The 19,041-nt window shown below is 70.1% G+C and carries 19 protein-coding genes; 2 read left to right on the top strand and 17 right to left on the bottom strand.

The annotated features are described in order from the left end of the window. The 7 genes from IHE47_RS01265 to IHE47_RS01235 form a co-directional block, all read right to left on the bottom strand. On the bottom strand, positions 1-1,728 hold the full coding sequence (locus tag IHE47_RS01265) for a methyl-accepting chemotaxis protein (protein ID WP_192103413.1): 1,728 nt from the start codon (positions 1,726-1,728) through the stop codon (positions 1-3). Between the two features lie 13 nt (positions 1,729-1,741). Beyond that, positions 1,742-2,248, bottom strand: coding sequence for a chemotaxis protein CheW (locus tag IHE47_RS01260; protein WP_192103410.1), 507 nt, complete (start codon positions 2,246-2,248; stop codon positions 1,742-1,744). Positions 2,249-2,346: 98 nt separating this feature from the next. Beyond that, complete coding sequence (locus tag IHE47_RS01255; RefSeq protein WP_343227418.1) at positions 2,347-4,062, bottom strand: methyl-accepting chemotaxis protein; 1,716 nt, start codon at positions 4,060-4,062, stop codon at positions 2,347-2,349. Between the two features lie 70 nt (positions 4,063-4,132). After that, the gene (locus IHE47_RS01250; protein ID WP_192103408.1) at positions 4,133-5,851 is read right to left on the bottom strand and encodes a methyl-accepting chemotaxis protein; all 1,719 of its coding nucleotides are present in this window, start codon (positions 5,849-5,851) and stop codon (positions 4,133-4,135) included. A gap of 39 nt (positions 5,852-5,890) precedes the next feature. Then, entirely contained in the window at positions 5,891-7,903 is a 2,013-nt protein-coding gene (locus tag IHE47_RS01245; RefSeq protein ID WP_192103406.1) for a chemotaxis protein CheA, read from the bottom strand. Between the two features lie 11 nt (positions 7,904-7,914). Then, positions 7,915-8,277: a response regulator gene (locus IHE47_RS01240; RefSeq protein WP_192103404.1), complete on the bottom strand. Its 363-nt coding sequence runs from the start codon at positions 8,275-8,277 to the stop codon at positions 7,915-7,917. Between the two features lie 12 nt (positions 8,278-8,289). Next, positions 8,290-8,616: an STAS domain-containing protein gene (locus tag IHE47_RS01235; protein ID WP_192103402.1), complete on the bottom strand. Its 327-nt coding sequence runs from the start codon at positions 8,614-8,616 to the stop codon at positions 8,290-8,292. Between the two features lie 227 nt (positions 8,617-8,843). Between IHE47_RS01235 and IHE47_RS01230 the strand changes: the two genes are divergently transcribed. Then, on the top strand, positions 8,844-10,061 hold the full coding sequence (locus IHE47_RS01230; RefSeq protein ID WP_192103400.1) for a flagellar hook-length control protein FliK: 1,218 nt from the start codon (positions 8,844-8,846) through the stop codon (positions 10,059-10,061). Continuing rightward, positions 10,058-10,330, top strand: a complete 273-nt coding sequence (locus tag IHE47_RS01225; RefSeq protein WP_192103397.1) for a flagellar biosynthesis protein — start codon at positions 10,058-10,060, stop codon at positions 10,328-10,330. Before IHE47_RS01230 ends, IHE47_RS01225 begins: the two co-directional genes overlap by 4 nt. Before the next feature lie 246 nt (positions 10,331-10,576). Here the strand turns inward: IHE47_RS01225 and IHE47_RS01220 are convergent, their stop codons facing one another. From IHE47_RS01220 to flhF, 10 genes are read right to left on the bottom strand one after another with little or no spacing between them, the layout of a single operon-like run. Then, complete coding sequence (locus IHE47_RS01220) at positions 10,577-10,927, bottom strand: DUF2802 domain-containing protein (protein ID WP_192103395.1); 351 nt, start codon at positions 10,925-10,927, stop codon at positions 10,577-10,579. Beyond that, a complete protein-coding gene (locus tag IHE47_RS01215) occupies positions 10,917-11,396 on the bottom strand; it encodes a chemotaxis protein CheW (RefSeq protein WP_192103393.1) in 480 nt (159 codons plus the stop codon). Before IHE47_RS01215 ends, IHE47_RS01220 begins: the two co-directional genes overlap by 11 nt. A 28-nt stretch (positions 11,397-11,424) precedes the next feature. After that, positions 11,425-12,525 (bottom strand): flagellar motor protein MotD, encoded by a 1,101-nt coding sequence (gene motD / locus IHE47_RS01210; protein WP_192103391.1) that lies wholly within the window; start codon positions 12,523-12,525, stop codon positions 11,425-11,427. Then, a complete protein-coding gene (locus IHE47_RS01205) occupies positions 12,522-13,262 on the bottom strand; it encodes a flagellar motor protein (RefSeq protein WP_192103389.1) in 741 nt (246 codons plus the stop codon). Before IHE47_RS01205 ends, motD begins: the two co-directional genes overlap by 4 nt. Before the next feature lie 5 nt (positions 13,263-13,267). After that, a complete protein-coding gene (locus IHE47_RS01200) occupies positions 13,268-15,190 on the bottom strand; it encodes a chemotaxis protein CheA (protein ID WP_192103387.1) in 1,923 nt (640 codons plus the stop codon). 13 nt (positions 15,191-15,203) lie between these two features. Further along, positions 15,204-15,845 carry a protein phosphatase CheZ gene (locus IHE47_RS01195; RefSeq protein ID WP_192103385.1) on the bottom strand — a complete coding sequence of 214 codons (642 nt, stop codon included), beginning with the start codon at positions 15,843-15,845 and terminating at the stop codon, positions 15,204-15,206. Then, positions 15,842-16,249 carry a chemotaxis response regulator CheY gene (gene cheY, locus IHE47_RS01190; protein ID WP_192103383.1) on the bottom strand — a complete coding sequence of 136 codons (408 nt, stop codon included), beginning with the start codon at positions 16,247-16,249 and terminating at the stop codon, positions 15,842-15,844. The genes IHE47_RS01195 and cheY overlap by 4 nt, the downstream gene beginning before the upstream one ends. A gap of 54 nt (positions 16,250-16,303) precedes the next feature. Beyond that, complete coding sequence (locus IHE47_RS01185; protein ID WP_192103381.1) at positions 16,304-17,032, bottom strand: RNA polymerase sigma factor FliA; 729 nt, start codon at positions 17,030-17,032, stop codon at positions 16,304-16,306. Continuing rightward, entirely contained in the window at positions 17,029-17,970 is a 942-nt protein-coding gene (locus IHE47_RS01180; protein WP_192103379.1) for a P-loop NTPase, read from the bottom strand. Before IHE47_RS01180 ends, IHE47_RS01185 begins: the two co-directional genes overlap by 4 nt. A gap of 14 nt (positions 17,971-17,984) precedes the next feature. Next, on the bottom strand, positions 17,985-18,926 hold the full coding sequence (gene flhF, locus IHE47_RS01175; RefSeq protein ID WP_225561544.1) for a flagellar biosynthesis protein FlhF: 942 nt from the start codon (positions 18,924-18,926) through the stop codon (positions 17,985-17,987). Between the last annotated feature and the right edge of the window lie 115 nt (positions 18,927-19,041).

Genomic DNA, 19,041 nt, shown 5'->3' with positions numbered 1-19,041 from the left:
TCAGAACTCCTTCCAGGCGCCCGAGTCGGATTCGGCGGCGATGGCGCGCGGCGGCGGGGCCTTGCGCACGGCGGCGAACACCGCCTCGGTGGCCTTGGCCACTTCCGCCTTCGCCTGCGCCGGCTTCGCGTGCGCCGCCGCGGAGCGGCCCCGCAACTGGAAGAAGCCCACCTGCGCCGTGAGGTCCTCGGCCTGCTCCTGCATCGCGCGGGCGGCGGCCGAGGCCTGCTCGACCAGGGCCGCGTTCTGCTGGGTCATCTCGTCCATCTGCATCACGGCGTTGTTGACCTGGTCGATGCCGGCGGACTGTTCGTTGCTGGCCGCGGCGATCTCGGCCACGATGTCGGTGACCTTCTTCACGCTTTCGACGATCTCGGCCAGCGCCTTGCCGGACTGGTCGACCAGTTCCGAGCCGCCGCGCACCTTCTCCGCGCTCTCGGCGATCAGGCCCTTGATCTCCTTCGCCGCGCTGGCGCTGCGCTGCGCCAGGTTGCGCACCTCGCTGGCCACCACCGCGAAGCCGCGACCCTGTTCGCCGGCGCGTGCGGCTTCCACCGCGGCGTTCAGCGCCAGCAGGTTGGTCTGGAAGGCGATGTCCTGGATCAGCCCCACGATCTCGCCGATCTTGCGGCTGGAGGCGTCGATCTCGCGCATCGCGGCGATCGCCTTGCCGGCGACTTCGCCGCCCTGCTCGGCCTGCTCGCGCGCGCCGCGCGCCAGCTGGTTGGCATGGCTGGCATTCTCCGCGTTCTGCTTCACGGTGGAGGTCATCTCCTCCATCGACGAAGCGGTTTCCTCGAGGCTGGAGGCCTGTTCCTGCGTGCGCTGGCTGAGGTCGTCGTTGCCGCGCGCGATCTCCTGCGCCGCGCTGTTGACCGCATCGGAGCCCTGGCGCACCTCGCCCACGATGGCGCTGAGGCGTTCGTCCATCGCCCGGAAGGCTTCGAGCAGGTTGCCCAGTTCGTCGTGCCGCTGCACCTTGATGTCATGGCCCAGCCGGCCCTCGGCGATGGCGCTGGCCACCTCCATCAGCCGCTTCAGCGCGCCGGTGATCGAACGGATCAGCAGGACCGCCACCAGGGCCGCGATGAGCAGGCCGGCGATCATGCCGGCCAGCACCAGCGCGCGCACCTTGCTGTAGCGGGCCGACTGGTTGTCGTACGCCTGCTTCACCTCGTCGACCTGGGCCTTGATCAGCTTGTTGAGCTGGTCCATGCGCATCATCATGGCCGGGCGCACCTCCATTTCCAGCAGGTCGTGCGCGCCGTCGTCGCCCTGCGCCAGGGCGCTGCGGACGTCGTTCAGGCTGCTCGCGTAGTCCGCCTCGGTGGCGTTCAAGGCCTTGTACTGCTTGGCGACGTCCGCGCTCATCTGCACGGCGGCCAGCTTCTTGGCCAGCTCCGGGAAGACCTTCTCGTTGGCGTCGAACTCGGCGAGCTTCTGCTTCACCTGGTCGGGCTTGCCGATCACGGTGGCCGCCTCGCCCAGCACGATGAAGTTCATCAATGACCTGACGCGCAGCTCCGCCATCAGGCTCACGGGCACCATGCCGTTCTCGTAGCTCATGCGCATGCCTTCCTTCTGCCAGGCCATGACGCTCAGGCCCACTCCTGCGCCCACCACCAGCATGGCCGACAGCAGGCCGACCATGCCGACCAGGCGGCCCTTGACGGAAAGGTCCTTCAGCTTCGAGAAACGGATACCCGCAACGAATTTCTTGATGTTCATCAGCATTCCAGTGTCAGGCGGCAACTTCGACGTCGCGGACTTCCGGCAGCGCGGCGTCCAGCGTTTCAACATCCTCGGGACGCATGAGCTTCTCCACGTCCAGCAGCATCACCATGCGCTCCGCATGGGTGGCGAGGCCCTTCAGGTAGCGGGTATCGACGATGGAGCCCATGTCGGGCACCGGCTTGATCGAGGCCGGGTCGACGTCCACCACGTCGGACACCGCATCGACCACGATGCCGAACAGGCGCTCGGCCACGGCCACCACGATCATCACCGTGCTGTCGCCGTAGCTTTCGCGCTCGAGCCCGAAGCGCAGGCGCAGGTCCATCACCGGCACCACCGCGCCGCGCAGGTTCAGCACGCCGAGCAGGTAATCGGGAGCCTGCGGGATGCGGGTGACGCGCGACCAGCCGCGGATCTCGCGCACCGACAGGATCTCGACGCCGTACTCCTCGCCGGCCAGGCTGAAGGTGAGCTGCTGCACGGTCGGCGCCGTGTCCGCCTTGTCTTCGTACATGGATCGTCTACCTCGTGATGGTCGTCCCGAGACACCGGACGCGAGGAAGGTATCGGCCGATCCGGGGAACTCTTGAGCGCGCAGGCGCGCGCTCCGGGTCAGAACTCGGTCCAGCCGCCGTCGGCGGGTGCGGCCGTCGGGGCCGGTCGGGCCGGGCGCGCCAGCTCGCGCGAGGTCGATGCCTTGCGCGCCACCGGCACCGGCCGGACCGCCTGCGTCTCCACCGCCGCCACGGCCGGGCTCCCGTCCAGCCGGAAGAACGCCGTCTGCCGCCGCAACGACGCCGCCTGCTCCTGCATCGCCTGCGCCGCCGCCGCCGCCTGTTCCACCAGCGCCGCGTTCTGCTGCGTCACCTCGTCCATCTGCATCACCGCCCGGTTCACCTGGTCGATCCCCGACGACTGCTCCTGGCTCGCCGCCGCGATCTCCGCCACGATGTCGGTCACCTTGCGCACGCTCTCCACGATTTCCGACAGCGCCGTCCCGGTCTGCTCCACCAGCGCCCCGCCCGCCTCCACCCGCTCCACGCTCTCGCCGATCAACGCCTTGATTTCCTTCGCCGCCGCCGCGCTGCGCTGCGACAGGCTGCGCACCTCGCTCGCCACCACCGCGAAGCCGCGGCCCTGCTCGCCCGCACGCGCCGCCTCCACCGCCGCGTTCAGCGACAGCAGGTTGGTCTGGAACGCGATCTCGTCGATCAGCCCCACGATGTCCGCGATCTTCCGGCTCGACGCCGTGATCTCCGCCATCGCCGACACCGCCTCCGACGCCACCTTGCCGCCGCGCTCCGCCTGCTCCCGCGCCCCGCTCGCCAGCTGGTTCGCGTGGCTCGCGTTCTCCGCGTTCTGCTTCACCGTCGCCGTCATCTCCTCCATCGACGCCGCGGTCTCCTCCAGGCTCGACGCCTGCTCCTGCGTGCGCTGGCTCAGGTCGTCGTTGCCCTTCGCGATCTCCTGCGCCGCCCCGCTCACCACCTGCGAGCCCCGCTGCACCTGCCCGATCACCTCCACCAGCTTCACGTGCAGCCGCTGCATCGCGTGCATCATGCTGCCCGGCGCCAGCTCCAGCTTCTCCGCGCCGTCCAGCGACAGGTCGCCGTCCGCCATCCGCCCGGTCATCCGCACCGCGAACGACGGCTCGCCGCCGATGCTGCGCCGGATGCTGCTCATCGACAGCCACACCAGCGCGATCACCAGCGCGCCGAGCAGGCCCGCCCAGGCCAGGTTCACCAGCAGGTCGTGGCGGAACTTCGCGTCGATGTCGTCGAAATAGGCGCCGGCCGCCAGGTTCAGGCCCCACGGCTTGAACAACTGCGAATAGGTGATCTTGTCCTTGCTGCCGCCATCGGGCATTTTCTGCGTGTAGCGGAGCAGGTCGTGGCCGTCCCTGACGTCGGCCTCCGACATCATCCGGTAGTGCGGCATGCCCTTGGCGTCGGTCTCGGCGCTGATGTCCTTGCCGGTCCAGTCCGGGCGCAACGGGTGCATGCGCATCACCAGGTCCGTACCGAACACGAAGACGTAGCCGCTACCCTTGTCCCAGCGCATGTTGCCGATCTGCGCCAGCGCCCGCTTCCGGGCTTCGGCCTCGTCGAACTCGCCCTTGCCCGCGCGTGCGTGGTAGGCCTGCGCTATTTCCGCCGCGGACTCGATCTGGCCCTGCAGCCGATGCTCCAGGTCCGCCATCTGCATCGACCGGCTCTGCCAGGCGTTCATCACGGTAAGCGCGGTCAGGCCGGCCAGCACCACCACGATCACGACGACCACGCGGGCACGCAGGCTCAGGCGACCGAACGACCACTTCTTGCTATCCACCGCTGCAACCTCACGTCATCGCATGACTGCCGACCGCGCCGCCCCGGCATCGGGCGCGCCGGCAACCGTTTCAGAACTCGGTCCAGCCGCCGTCGGCGGGTGCGGCCGTCGGGGCCGGTCGGGCCGGGCGCGCCAGCTCGCGCGAGGCCGACGCCTTGCGCGCCACCGGCACCGGCCGGACCGCCTGCGTCTCCACCGCCGCCACGGCCGGGCTCCCGTCCAGCCGGAAGAACGCCGTCTGCCGCCGCAGCGACGCCGCCTGCTCCTGCATCGCCTGCGCCGCCGCCGCCGCCTGCTCCACCAGCGCCGCGTTCTGCTGCGTCACCTCGTCCATCTGCATCACCGCCCGGTTCACCTGGTCGATCCCCGACGACTGCTCCTGGCTCGCCGCCGCGATCTCCGCCACGATGTCGGTCACCTTGCGCACGCTCTCCACGATTTCCGACAGCGCCGTCCCGGTCTGCTCCACCAGCGCCCCGCCCGCCTCCACCCGCTCCACGCTCTCGCCGATCAACGCCTTGATTTCCTTCGCCGCCGCCGCGCTGCGCTGCGACAGGCTGCGCACCTCGCTCGCCACCACCGCGAAGCCGCGGCCCTGCTCGCCCGCACGCGCCGCCTCCACCGCCGCGTTCAGCGACAGCAGGTTGGTCTGGAACGCGATCTCGTCGATCAGCCCCACGATGTCCGCGATCTTCCGGCTCGACGCCGTGATCTCCGCCATCGCCGACACCGCCTCCGACGCCACCTTGCCGCCGCGCTCCGCCTGCTCCCGCGCCCCGCTCGCCAGCTGGTTCGCGTGGCTCGCGTTCTCCGCGTTCTGCTTCACCGTCGCCGTCATCTCCTCCATCGACGCCGCGGTCTCCTCCAGGCTCGACGCCTGCTCCTGCGTGCGCTGGCTCAGGTCGTCGTTGCCCTTCGCGATCTCCTGCGCCGCCCCGCTCACCACCTGCGAGCCCTGCTGCACCTGGCCGATCACCTCCACCAGCTTCACGTGCAGACGCTGCATCGCGTGCATCATGCTGCCCGGCGCCAGCTCCAGCTTCTCCGCGCCGTCCAGCGACAGGTCGCCGTCCGCCATCCGCCCGGTCATCCGCACCGCGAACGACGGCTCGCCGCCGATGCTCCGCCGGATGCTGTTCATCGACAACCACACCAGCGCGATCACCAGCGCGCCCACCAGGCCCGCCCACAGCAGGTCCAGCAGCAGCTCGCGGTGGAACTGCGCGTCGATGTCGTCGAAGTAGGCGCCCGCGCCGATATGCATGCTCCACGGCTTGAACGGCTGCGAGTAGGCCATCTTGCCCACCACCTTCATGCCTGGCGGTTTCGGCCAGTCGTAGTAGGTGACGCCGCCGCCATCGCGCTCGTCGATGTCGTGGATGGCCTGGTAGATGAACACGCCGTTCTTGTCGGCCGTGTCGTGCACGTTCTTGCCCACCTGGTCCGCCAGCACCGGATGCATCAGCAGGGTGTAGTCGTCGGCGAACACGAAGATGTAGCCGGTGCCGCCGCTCCAGCGCATGTCGTGGATCTGCGCCAGCGCGCGTTTCTCGGCCTCGGCCTCGCTGAACTCTCCCTTCTGCGCGCGTTCGTGGAAGCCCTGCGCCACCGACACCGCAGACTCGATCTGGCTGCGCAACAGGTTCTGCAGGCCGGCCATCTGGTTGCTGCGGCTATGCCACGCGTTCATCACGGTGAGGCCGAGCAGGCCGGCCACCACCACCACGACCACCAGCACCGTCCGTGCGTTGACGCTCAGGCGGTGGAACGACCACTTCGTGGACAACATTCGGCTTCCCCCTTCCGCATGCCGGCCACCGGCCGGCGATCAGGCCGCCTTGCTGCGCCGGCCCAGGCGCACCACCCCACCCACGTCGACGATCAAAGCCACCGAGCCGTCGCTGACGATGGTGGCGCCGGACACGCCCTGCACCCGCTCGTAATGCTTTTCCAGCGACTTGATGACGGCCTGCTGCTGGCCCACCAGTTCGTCGACCAGCAGGCCGACGCGCTGGCCTTCGTCCTCCACCACCACCACGATGCCGCGCTCCACCTCGGCGATGGCGTCGGCGCAGCCGAAGGCACGATGCAGGCGGATGACCGGCAGGTATTCGCCGCGGAACTGGAACACCTCGCCGCCGCCGGCGATCCTGCGCACGGCGTCGGCCGGCAGGCGCAGCGATTCGACGATGGAGATCAGCGGCACGATGTAGCGTTCCTCGCCCACTGCGGTGACCAGGCCGTCGATGATGGCCAGCGTCAACGGCAGGGCGATGGTGAAGGTGCTGCCCTTGCCGGCCACGCTCTTCACGCCCACGCTGCCGCCGAGGTCGCGCACGTTGCGGCGCACGACGTCCATGCCCACGCCGCGGCCGGACAGGTCGGTGGCCTGCGCCGCGGTGGAGAAGCCGGGCTGGAAGATCAGCTCGGCCACTTCGTCGTCGCTGAGCGACTGGCCGGGCTTGACCAGGCCGCGTTCGATGCCCTTGGCCAGGATGCGCTCGCGGTTGAGCCCGGCGCCGTCGTCGCTGATGCGCACCACGATGTTGCCGCCTTCGTGGTGTGCGTCCAGCGTGAGCGTGCCGGCCTCGGACTTGCCCGCGGCGCGGCGCTGCTCGGGCATCTCCAGGCCGTGGTCGATGGCGTTGCGCACCAGGTGCACCAGCGGGTCGCCGATCTTCTCCAGCACCGTCTTGTCCAGCTCGGTCTGCTCGCCCTGCAGCTCCAGCTTCACCTGCTTGCCCAGCTTGCGCTCGAGGTCGCGCACCAGCCGCGGGAAGCGGTTGAACACGGAACCGATCGGCAGCATGCGGATGCGCATCACGCTGTCCTGCAGCTCGCGCGTGTTGCGCTCGAGCTGGGCCAGGCCCTCGCGCAGCCGTTCGAGCTGCGACAGGTCGAAGTTCTCGCCGATGCTGTTGAGCATGGACTGGGTGATGACCAGTTCGCCCATCATGTCGATCAGCGCATCGACCTTGTCGATGCCCACGCGGATCGAGCCACCCTCGCCGCCACCACTGGAAGCGGTGGCTTCGCGCACGGGCACCGCTGCGGGAGTCGCGGGAGTCGCCGCAGCGGCGATGGGTGCAGGCGCGGCTGCCGGCGCGGCCTGCGCCACTGGCGCCGCGGCCAGCGGGGCGATCGACAGCTCGCAGTCGCCATCCAGCCACTCGAACACGGCGTCGAGGTCGCCGCGCGCCACCGCGCCGTGCAGGCGAAGCTCCCAGCCCATGTAGCACTGGCCGGGATCGAGCGCGGCGAAATCCGCGGGTGCGGCGTCGGTGACGAAGGCGCGCACCACTTCCAGCGTGCCGAGTTGCTGCAGCTCGCGGAACAGGCGCAACGGATCGTTGCCGGTCTGCAGCAGGTGCGGCAGCGCGACGAAACGGATCTCCCAGCCGGCGACCGGCGCGGCACTGTCCTTCGCGGCCGCGGGCGTTGCCGCCGCCTCGCCTTCGACCAACGCCGTCAACTCGGCGCGCAGGGCCTCGCTGCCCGCGTCGGCCGCGGGCTGGCCCTTGGCGGTGCGGTCGAGCATGGCGCGCAGGCAATCGACCGAACGCAGCAACAGGTCGGTCAGGCCGGCGTCCACCGCGCGACGCTCGCTGCGCACTTCCTCCAGCAGCGATTCGGCCACGTGGGTGAACGCGGCCACGTCGGCGAAGCCGAACGTCGCCGCACCACCCTTGATGGAATGCGCCGCACGGAAGATGGTGTGCACCAGCTCGTGGTCGGTCGAGCCCGAGTCCAGTGCCAGCAATGCCGCTTCCATCGCGTCGAGGCCTTCCAGGCTTTCCTCGAAGAAGGTCTTGTGGAACTGAGACAGGTCGACCGCGCCCATGTGTCTTTTCCTCAGCCCAGCACGCGCTTGACGGTCGCCAGCAGCTGTTCGGGGTCGAACGGCTTGACCAGCCAGCCGGTGGCGCCGGCGGCCTTGCCTTCCATCTTCTTCTCGGTGTTCGACTCGGTGGTGAGCATCAGGATCGGCACGCCCTTGTACTCGGGCTTCGCGCGCAGTGCGCGCACCATGCTGATGCCGTCCATCACCGGCATGTTGACGTCGGCCAGCACCAGGTCGAACGCACCCGCAGCGGCCGCGTCCAGCGCCAGCTGGCCGTTCTCGGCCTCGGTCACCTCGTGGCCCGCGCCACGCAGGGTGAAGGCCACCATGCCGCGCATCGAAGCCGAATCGTCTACCGCCAGGATCTTTGCCATGCTCCCACCTCGTTAAGCCGGCCCGACGGCCGGCAGTTCCAGAATCCGCGACAACCCAAGCAGGCTGGCCGCGTCGTTCAAAACCGTGCTGCCGGCGCGCCAGGACAGCGTGCCGCCACGCGCGTCGGACGCGCGCCGGAACAGCATCAGCAATTGCAGCGCGGCCGTGTCCACGCGCTCCACCTGGCTGCCGTCGAGCTCCACCGCGCAGCCTTGCAGCGCCTCCGACAATTCGGCCTGCAATGCGGCCTGGGCGCCTATGCGGCAGTCCACCGGCAATACCACCGTGACCATGTCGCCCGGTGCCCCATCCCGCTTCGCAGCCCGCTTGCCGGCCATGCCTTTCGCTCCGCTCGCGCCTGATGGCGCTGACAAGTGGGCTTATCGACCGCCAGCAGGCATGCTTTAGGGGCAAAAGCCCGTTCGCGATCATCCGGGGTGGCGCGAGGCGCCCCTTTGTTTTGTGAACAGGATCACAAAAGCCTGGCTTCAAGTTTTTGCGCAGACAGCCGATTCCCAACGGGACAACCCTTACCGCGCCTGCAATCCCAGCCGTAGGAACCGCCTTGAACATCCAGCCGACCAGTCTTGCCGCCCTGACCTGGGCCGGTGCTGCCGCAGGCAGCGCGGCGCAGAGTTGGCGCATCGGCAGCGTGCTGCTGGCGCGGCCGCTGGGCGTGAGCCCGCAGGGCATGCAGGTGGTGCAGATCGGCAACATCACGGTGGAAACGGACGTGGCGGGCGGGCAACTGCCTTCGCAGTTCCAGGTACGCATACTGAGCCTGGGCTCCCTGCCGCAGCTGGAAATGGTCGGTCAGCAATCCATCGATGCCACCATGCAGCGCGCCCTGCGCGAAAGCCTGCCGCAGCAGAATGGCTACGCCCCCCTGCTGGCCACGCTCGATGCGCTGGCGGAGCGGCCGGTGCTGCGCCTGCTGCCGCCCGACCTGCGCGGCGCGCTCGCCATGCTGGAGCAGGCCATGCACAGCCCGGCTGAGATCGCCAGCGGCGAAGGCCTGCGCATGGCGATCGAACGCAGCGGGCTGTTCCTCGAATCCCTGCTCGCCGATCCGCACAGCTTCACCTCGTCGCCGATGCAGGACGACTGGAAGGCAGCCTTGCTGCGCCTGGCCGGCGTGCTGCTCGACCGTGTCGATACGGCTCCGAACAATCCTGGCGACGCCCCGCTCGAATACGAGGGCGCCTACGCCGCCGCCCCGCGCGCACCGGCGGTGCCGAACAGCAGCCGCAGCGACACCCCGCCGCCGCTGCTGCAGCGCGGCCTGCAGGCGCAGCCACGCGCCGAGCTGCCGCCGGCGCTGCTGGACGACAACGTGCAGCCCCTGCTGGACCGCCTGCAGGGCGACGTGCGCGCCGCATTGGCGCGGATCGAGGTGGCGCAGCTGGAATCGGGCAACGGGCCGGTGCCGGCGTGGATGATCGAGATTCCGCTGCAGGGCGAGCACGGTCGCGACGTGCTGCAGCTGCAGCTGGAATACGCCAATGACGCCAGCGACGGCAGTCGCGGCTGGAACCTGGGCTTCGCGCTCGACCTGCCCACGCTGGGCGCCGTGCAGGGCGAGCTGCAATTGCGCGAACCGCGCCTGTCGGTGCGCCTGTGGGCCTCACTGCCCGCCACCGTGCAGCGGCTGGAAAGCCAGTTCACCGCCCTGCGCCACCGGCTGGCCGCCTGCGGCCTGCTGCTCGACCAGCTGAGCTGCCAGCTCGGCCTGCCCGATCCGCCGAACCGCTACAGCGCCGTGCTGCTGCAGGCCACCGCATGAACACGCCGCCGGCCCTCCCACCCGCCCGCAAGGTGACCCTGCGCCTGTCCGGCGGCGGCAGCAGCGAGTCCCGCGCGATACCGCCCGAATCGCTGGAGGCCATGCGCGCACGCGCACAGGCCCTCGGCCTGCCGCTGCATCCCGACCCGCAGATCGCCGCCCTGCTGGCCGGCCTGCGCCTGCGCGACGACGTGCCGGTGCTGCTCTACGCCGCGGCGGCCTCGGTGCTGGCCGCGGTCTACGACGCGGTGGAAGAACCGCAGGGCTGAGTGAGGATCCTCCCGAAGCCTGGCTGGCCGCGCCCGCCTGCTTGCATCGACTTCCCGCCGACGCCTCCTCCAGAACGGCCGCATCTGGAACCGCGGGCTTGCATGCCCGTCGTTCCGGCACCGGGCGGACAAGACGAGGCGCGCGGAACACCCGTGGGAGCGACGGTGCAGCTCCCGGCATGGGCGGGCAGGAGTTTCGAACAGGCGCTCAGGAAATCCGCGACAGGACCACGCGGCTTGCCCGCCTCACACCAGCGAGGCGCGCATGGCGAGGATCAGCTGCGCTTCGTCACGCGACAGCCCGCAGCACGCCACCAGCTGTTCCACGTCGGCACCTTCGCGCGCGAGCTGCTTGGCCAGCTCCCAGGAACGCTCGGGCAAGACCGGGCGCTCCACCTGGCCGAGCTTGCGTTCGACCCGGCCCAGCACCGTCACCAGCATCGAGGTCGGCACGTCGGTGCTGGCGCCGGCCGCGTTCTGCCACAGCGCGTCGACGCGCTGCTGCAGGCTGCGCGACTGCCGCCACAGCTTCACCAGCAGGATCGTCTGGCCTGTCGCCAGCAGCAGCAACGCGGGCACGCCCAGCTCAAGCCACATCGCCGTCGCCCCCATCCAGCCGGTACAGGCGGCGTGCGTCGAGCAGGGCCACGAAGCCGTCCCGCCACGACATCACGCCGCAGACCGGATCATCGTCGCGGCAGGCCCGCCCGGGCGGCGGCGGCGCGATGTCCAACCCTTCGCTGCTCAGCAGCTCGCCCACCGCATCGACCTTGAGGCCCAGCAACTGCCCGGCATGCGACAGCATCACGATGCGCACCGCATGCGGGTCGGCGGCAGGCTGCTCCGGCAAGCCGAGCCGGCGGCGCCCGTCCATCACCGGCACGATGTGCCCGCGCAGGTGGCGCACGCCGAGCAGGTCGGTGGCGGAACCCGGCACCGGCGTCAGCTCGTCGTCGCGGATCACCTCGCTGACGTCCGCCAGCCGCGCGGCATAGACCTGCGCGCCGATGCGGAAGGACAGCCATTGGCGGTCTTCCGACAGCAGGCCTGCGACCGGGGCATTCATGCGTTGTCTCCATGGGCTGGGCACCGGATCATGGCACGGCTCCGGCCGGCGGCGCCGGCGTGGATGCACCACCTGCGCGCGGCCCGGCATGGGTGGCCGGGCCGTCCGCCGGAACGGTGGCATCCCTGGCGGGCACGCCCTGCGGCTGCACAGCACCCTTGGCCGCACCCTGCGGCAATGCCGCGCCCGCCGGCGCAGGCATGGGCTCGACGACCTGCACGGTGGGCAGGCTGCCCACCGATGACGCCGCAGCGACGCCGGGCTGTCGGTCGAGCGTGCCGAGGGCGCTCTGTTCGCGTTGCGGGGCCGAGTTTTCGCCCATCACCACCACCAGCACGCGGCGGTTGGCGTTGCGGCCGTCCGCGGTGCCGTTGTCGCCCACCGAATGCGTCTCGCCCCAGCCGACGATGCCCAGCCTGTCCGGGGCGATGCCGGCGTCCACGAACAGCCGCGCCACGCTGCCGGCGCGCGCCGCCGAAAGCTCCCAGTTCGAGGGGAACAGCGCGGTGCTGATCGGCACGTTGTCGGTGAAGCCCTCGATGCGCAGCGAATTGGTGAAGCCGGCCAGCACCGCCGCCAGGTTGTTCAGCACGCCCTGTGCCGGCACGGACAGCTGCGCCACGCCGCTGGGGAACAGGATGTCGGTGCGGATCTCGATCTCCAGCCAGTGCTGGTTGTTGCGCACCACCACTTCCTTGCTGTCGATCAGCGGCTGCAGCGCCTTGCGCACCCTGGACTCGATCAGCCCGAGGGTCGCCGCCCCGGCTCCCTTGCCGGCGTCGACGCCCTTGCCGATGTTGTGCCCGTCGCCGCCCTGCACCGCCACCGGATGCGGCGGGATCGGCACGGCAATCGGCACCATCGCGCCCGCCTGCCCTTCCGGGGTGGCGATGGACGGGTCGACGTTGTGCGGACGCACCTTGGTCGGCGGCAGCGGCGCGATCGCATGGCTGGAGCCGTTGAACGCCTCGATCAGCGACTCGGACATCACGCGGAACTTGCCCTCGTTGACCACCGAGACGGCGTACATCACCACGAAGAAGGCCAGCAGCAGGGTCATCAGGTCGGCATAGGGAATCGCCCAGGCCTCGTGGTTGACGTGATCCTCGTGCTTGTGCCGTCGGCTCACGACACGTAACCCTGCAGGCGCGCCTCGATCTGGCGCGGGTTGTCGCCCTGCGCGATCGACACCAGTCCCTCGATCAGGATCTCGCGCATCCTGCTCTGCTTGCCGATCAGGCCCTTCAACCGCGCAGCCATCGGCAGCATGAACAGGTTGGCCAGCGCCACGCCGTAGATCGTCGCCACGAAGGCGGCGGCGATGCCGTGGCCGAGCTTGCTGGGATCGGTCAGGTTCTGCATCACCGCCATCAGGCCCATCACCGCGCCGATGATGCCCAGGGTGGGCGAGAAGATGCCGGCGCTTTCGTACACCTTGGAGGCGGCCAGGTCGGTGGCCTCGCGGGTGTCCATGTCCACCTCCAGCACGCTGCGGATCGCCTCGGGCTCGCTGCCGTCGACCAGCATCTGCAGGCCCTTCCTGATGAACGGGTCGGGCTCGGCTTCGATCTGCGGCTCCAGCCCCAGCAGGCCCTGCCGGCGCGAGATTTCGCTCCAGCCCACCACGCGGCTGATGAGGTCCTCCGGCCGGTGCATCGGCGGCTTGAAGATCATCGACATCATCTTCAGCGCGTGCTTGAGCACCTTGCCCTGGTTCTGCACCATCAGCGCGGCGGCGGTGCCGGCGAACACGATCACGCAGGCCGCGGGGTTCCACAGCGCATCGACGGTGGAACCCTTGAGGATGGTGCCGACGATGATGACCAGGAAGGCCAGCAGCGTGCCGATGATGCTGATCAGGTCCATGCGGTTCAGCCGGCCTGCGCCAGGGGAACGGAAGGCTGCGCGGCGCTGTCGGCCAGGCCGGCCAGGTCCATCACCAGCGCCAGCCGGCCGTCGCCGGTGACGGTGGCGCCGGCCACGCCGGGCACGCCGGCGAACAGGTGGCCCAGCGGCTTGACGATGACGTCCTCGCGGCCGAGCACCTCGTGCACCAGGCAGCCCAGCCGCTGGTGGCCGATGTGCAGCACCGCCACGTGGCGCACGGGCTCGCCTGCCACGCCGGCCCAGTCGACCATGTCGACCAGCGGCAGCGCGCGGCCGCGGTGGCGGGCCACCAGGCGCCCGTCGAGCAGGCAGTCCTGGCCGGCGGCCAGTTCGAACACCTCCTCCACGTTGCCCAGCGGCAGGGAGAGCAGGCGGCTGCCCACGCGCACCATCAGCACGCGCACCACCGCCAGCGTGAGCGGCACCGCGAGCTCGAGCTCGCTGCCATGGCCGAGGCGCGAATGCACCGCCAGCGTGCCGCCCAGTTCGGTGATGCGGGTCTTCACCACGTCCATGCCGACGCCGCGGCCGGAGATGTCCGAGACCGTGGCGGCGGTGGAAAAGCCGGGGCGGAAGATCAGCTCGTAGCACTCGGCCTCGGACAGCCGCGCGGCCTGCGCCGCGTCGATCACGCCCTTCTCCACCGCCTTGCGCTTGAGGATCTCCGCATCCATGCCGCGGCCGTCGTCGGACACGGTGATGACGATGCGCTCGCCGCGCTGGCTGGCCGCCAGCACCACGCGCCCCTTGCGTGCCTTGCCGGCGCGCTCGCGGTCGGCGGGCATCTCCACGCCATGGTCCAGTGCGTTGCGCAGCAAGTGGATCAACGGATCGGCCAGGGCCTCGACCAGGCTGCGGTCGAGGTCGGTGCCCTCGCCTTCCAGCACCAGCTCCACCTCCTTGCCGAGCTGGCGGGCGAGGTCGCGCACGATGCGCGGGAAGCGCTGGAACAGGCGCCCCACCGGCTGCATGCGCATGCCCATCACCGCGCCTTGCAGCTCGTCGGTGATGCGATCCAGTTCGCCGGCCGCCGCGGCCAGCGCCTCGCTGCCATGGCGCGCGGCGAGGCTGAGCAGGCGGTTGCGCGCCAGCACCAGTTCGCCGGCATGGTTGACCAGCACGTCCAGCCGCGCGGTATCCACGCGTACGGTGGTTTCGGCCGTCGGCGGCGCGGCCTGGCGCGCAGCAGGCGCGGCGGCCTGCACGGGCGCCACTGCGACCGGAGCCGGCGCCGGCGCTGGCTCCGTGGCCGCAGGCGCGGGTGCCGCCACGCCGGGTTGCCCGGCGGTGCCGTGCAGCGCATCCAGCAGCGCCTCGAATTCATCATCGTCGATGGTGCCTGCAGCGACCGGCGCAGGCGCGGCCGCCGACGGCATCGCAGCCGGCTCGATGGTGCCGGGCGCCGCCGTGCCGTACAGGCTGTCGAGCAGCGCCTCGAACTCGCTGTCGTCGATGGCGCCGCCGGCAGGCGCAGGGGCCGGTGCCGGCACGGGAGCCGGCGCAGGCGCGGGAACGGGTGCGGCGACGCCGCGCGGCAGCAGCGCCTTGAGCAGTTCCGGCGGCGGCATGGCCAGCGGCGTGCCCGCGCCCAGCGCGGCCATCATCTCGACCAGCCGGTCCAGCGTCTGCAGCAGGGCGTCCATGTAGCTGGCGTCCAGCGTCAGGTTGCCGTTGCGCGCCTGGTTGAGCAGGTCCTCGGCGTTGTGGCACAGCTGCACCATCGGTTCCAGCGCGAGGAAGCCGGCGCCGCCCTTCACGGTGTGGAAGGCGCGGAACACGGCGTTCAGCAGGTCGCCGTCGCCCGGCGCCGCTTCCAGCCCCACCAGTTGCTCGCCGAGACGCTCGACGAGTTCGCCCGCTTCGACGAGGAAGTCCTGGCGCAGCTCGTTGTCGAAATCCGCGTTCACTGCGCCAAGTCCCTTAGAAGCCGAATTCGCTGAGCAGCCGGTCGGCGTCCTCCTGGCTGGTCACCTTGGCCACGTCGACCGGCGCCTCGGCGCCGGCCAGCGCGCCGGTGAGGCGCACCAGTTCCAGCAGCGAGGTCTCGACCGTGCCGATGAAGGCGGACACCTTCTTGACGCGCTGGCCGGTGAGGTCCTGCCAGGACTGCGCCACCACCATGTCGGCGAGGCCGGCGCGGCAGCTCTCGGCGAAGCCGGCCGCCTCGCGCGCCAGCCCGGCGGCCAGCTCGTCGTTCGCCGCGCGCTTGAGCACGTCGTCGGCGCGCTGCGCCAGCGAATCGGCCTGCGGCCGCAGGCGCTCGGCGAAGTCGATGCTGCGGTTGGCGGCGTTGGCGCTCATTTCCAGCACGTCCTGCAGGTGCTGGCGTGCGTCGGCGACGATGCCGGGCACGCCTTCCTGCGCCAGTTCGCCGCCGAGGCGGCGCACGGCATCGTGCAGTTCGCGGGCCAGGTGGCCCAGCGCGCGGAACAGGTGCTGCTCGCGCTGGCGCACCATGCTGTCCAGGGCATGCTCGAAGGCCGGGCCTTCCGGGCTGTTCAGCAGGTCGCGCAGCTCGGACGGCAGGTTCTCGTCGGCGGCCAGTGGGATCAAGGTGCTCATGCTTTCGCTCCGCTGGCGGCGATCCGCTCGAAGATCTTGGTGAGCTTCTCCTGCAAGGTGGCCGCAGTGAAGGGTTTGACCACGTAGCCGTTCACGCCGGCCTGGGCGGCGGCGATGATCTGGTCGCGGTTGTTCTCGGCCGTCACCATCAGCACCGGCAGGCCCTTCAGCGCGGGCTCGGCGCGGATCGCGCGCAGCAGGTCGATGCCGGTCATGTTGGGCATGTTCCAGTCGGTCACCACCAGGTCGAACGGCTGGCCGCGCAGCATGGTGAGCGCGTTGTTGCCGTCGTCGGCTTCCTGGATCAGGGTGTTGGTGAAGCCCAGCTCCACCAGCAGGTTCCTGACGATGCGCCGCATGGTGGAGAAATCGTCCACCACCAGGATTTTCATGTTCTTGTCCAAACGAATGCTCCGCGTGCTTTGCGTTGTGCCTGGGGTTATGCGGGGTGACGGCGCTCAGGTGCGCCAGCCGGAGAGCTTGCCGCGCAGCCGGATCACGGCCTGGCCGTGGATCTGGCACACGCGCGACTCGCTCACGCCGAGCACGGCGCCGATTTCCTTGAGGTTCAATTCCTGCTCGTAGTACAGCGACATCACCAGCTGCTCACGCTCGGGCAGGTCGACGATGGCCTCGATCAGCGCCTCGCGCATGCCGCTGTGCTCGATGCCCTCGTCGGGGGCCAGGCTGTTCTCGTCCGCCACGTCGAGCACGCCGGTTTCCTCGCCGTCGTCCGACGAGGTGAGGCTGAGCAGGCGCGAGGAAAGCGCATCGGCGAGCACCTGGTGGTACTCCTCCGCGCTGATGCCGAGCCGGCGGATCACCTCGGCGCCATCCGCCTCGGCGCCGGTCTCGGCCTCGATCTGGCGGATGGTCTCGGCCACTTCGCGGGTCTTGCGGTGCACCGAGCGCGGCGTCCAGTCGGCGCGCCGCAGCTCGTCCAGCATCGCACCACGGATGCGGATGCCCGCAAACGTCTCGAAGCTGGCTCCCTTGTCGTTGGCAAAATGGCGCGCTGCCTCGAGCAAACCGATCATCCCCGCCTGGATCAGGTCGCCCACGTCGACGCTGGCCGGCAACCGCCCCATCAGGTGATAGGCGATCCGCCGTACCAACGGCGCGTGCCGACGAACGAGCTCGTCGGCACTTTCGCGGGAGAGTTGTAGATATTCCGAAGTCGCGCTCATCCCGGTTTTCCCCCGGCCGGACCATCCCGGCCACCGAAGAAGGAGATGCGATCGAGACCCGCGCGACCGGGCTCGATCCATTTATCGACCGACTCGGCCAGTTTCTTGAATGCCCTGGCCGACGGACTCGACGGCCACATTTCTACCACGGCAGCCTGGCGCTTGATCGCCTGGCGTAGACGTTCGTCGTGGGGGATCCAGCCGCTGAACTCCATGGCCACGTCGAGGAAGCGGTCGCTGACCCGGGCCAGCTTCTGGTGCAGCAGCCGCGCATCGCCCTCGTTGCGCACCATGTTGGCGACCATGCGCAGGCGGCGCACGCCGAAGTCGCGGCTGAGTACCTTGGCCAATCCGTAGGCGTCCGTCAGGGAAGCGGGTTCGTCGCACACCACCAGGATCACCTCGGCCGCCGCAGCGGCGAACATCGTCACACTGTCTGACAGGCCCGCGGCGGTGTCCACCAGCAGGTATTCGGGCGGCTGCGGCAAGTCGTCGAAGGCGCGGATGATAGCCGCCAGCTGGTTGTTGTCCAGTTGCGCCAGCCGGCGCGCACCGGAACCGGAAGGCACGATCTGCAGGCCGCCCGGCGCGGGCGTCAGCAGCGACTCCAACGTGCATTCGCCGTCTAGCATGTGGCCGATGTGCTGCGGGGGCGAAAGGCCGAGCAGCACGTCCACGTTCGCCAGGCCGGTGTCGGCGTCCAGCAGGATCGTCTCGTGGCCGGCACCGGCCAGCGCCACGCCCAGGTTCACCGCCACGGTGCTCTTGCCCACGCCGCCCTTGCCGCCGGCCACCGCGATCGTGCGGCACGACCTCCGCGTCGGCGGAACTGCCGCCAGCAAGCCATCGGCCTGGTGGCCGGATGCAGCCGCCGTCGCCGGCGATGGCGGCACGACCATCGCGGTCAACAACTGTTGCAGCCCCCAAGCCTGGTTCATCGCGGACACTCCATTCATGCTTCAGCCATGGCAAGGCCGAAGCGTTCGGCCATCGTATCGTCGTCAGGGTTCGCGCTCGCCTTGGCCGAGCGCGCGGCGCGGCACACCAGTTCGCGCGCGTCGGCCGTGGCGATGTCCTCGGGCACGCGCTGCCCGTCGGTCACATAGTCCAGCGGCAGCCGGTGGTGGATCAGCACCGACAGCGCGCCGCCCAGCCGCGGCGCCTCGTCCAGCTTGGTGAGGATGCAGGCATGCGGCTTCAGCGCATGATAAGCGTCCACCGCCTCTTCCAGCGAGGCCACCTGCGCATTGGCGGCCAGCACCAGGCAGGAACGCAGTTCGCCGGCGCCGGCGAGGATCTCCAGTTGCTGCGCCAGCCGCGGGTCGCAGCCGGCCATGCCGGCGGTGTCGATCAGCACGGTGTGGCGGCCCTGCAGCATCTCCAGCACCTTGCCCAGGCTGCGCGCATCGTAGGCCGGGTAGACCTGCACGCCCAGCAGGCGCCCGTAATGCTCCAGCTGCGCGGCCGCGCCGATGCGGTAGTGGTCGGTGCTGACCAGCGCCACCTGGGGGGCGCCATGGCGCATCACCGCCCTCGCGGCGAGTTTCGCGATGGTCGTGGTCTTGCCCACGCCGGTGGGGCCGACCAGCGCGGTGACGCTGCGTTCGTCGGCGCATAGCTGGCGGCCGCTCACTGCCAGGCTGCGGCTGAGCATGCCCAGCGGCAGGTAGCGGGCCTGGTCGGCGCTGATCTGTTCGGGCAGTTCGTCCACCAGGGTGCGCGCGACGCCGGCCTCGATGCCGAGCCGGGTCAGTTCGCGCAGGATGCGCGCGCGCAGCGGCTGGCGCCGCTCCATGTCGTTCCAGGCGAGGCTGGACAGCTGCACTTCCAGCATCGAGCGCAGCTCGTTGAAGTCGCTGCGCAGCTGCGCGGTGTCGCGGGCGGCGCGTTCCATCAACGGATGCGCCGGCACCGGCGGCGGCGCCACCGCGGCTGGCGCGACGCCTGGCCTGGCGGCGGGCGGCGCGGCGACTGATCGACAGCAAGGAAGTGGTGGTGCGCAACAACCA

It is taken from the genome of Rhodanobacter sp. DHB23 (genome assembly GCF_014842975.1).
In the GTDB taxonomy this organism is placed as follows: domain Bacteria; phylum Pseudomonadota; class Gammaproteobacteria; order Xanthomonadales; family Rhodanobacteraceae; genus Rhodanobacter_A.
Note: the sequence above shows the minus strand (reverse complement) of the source record. Positions and strands in the feature narration are given on the sequence as shown.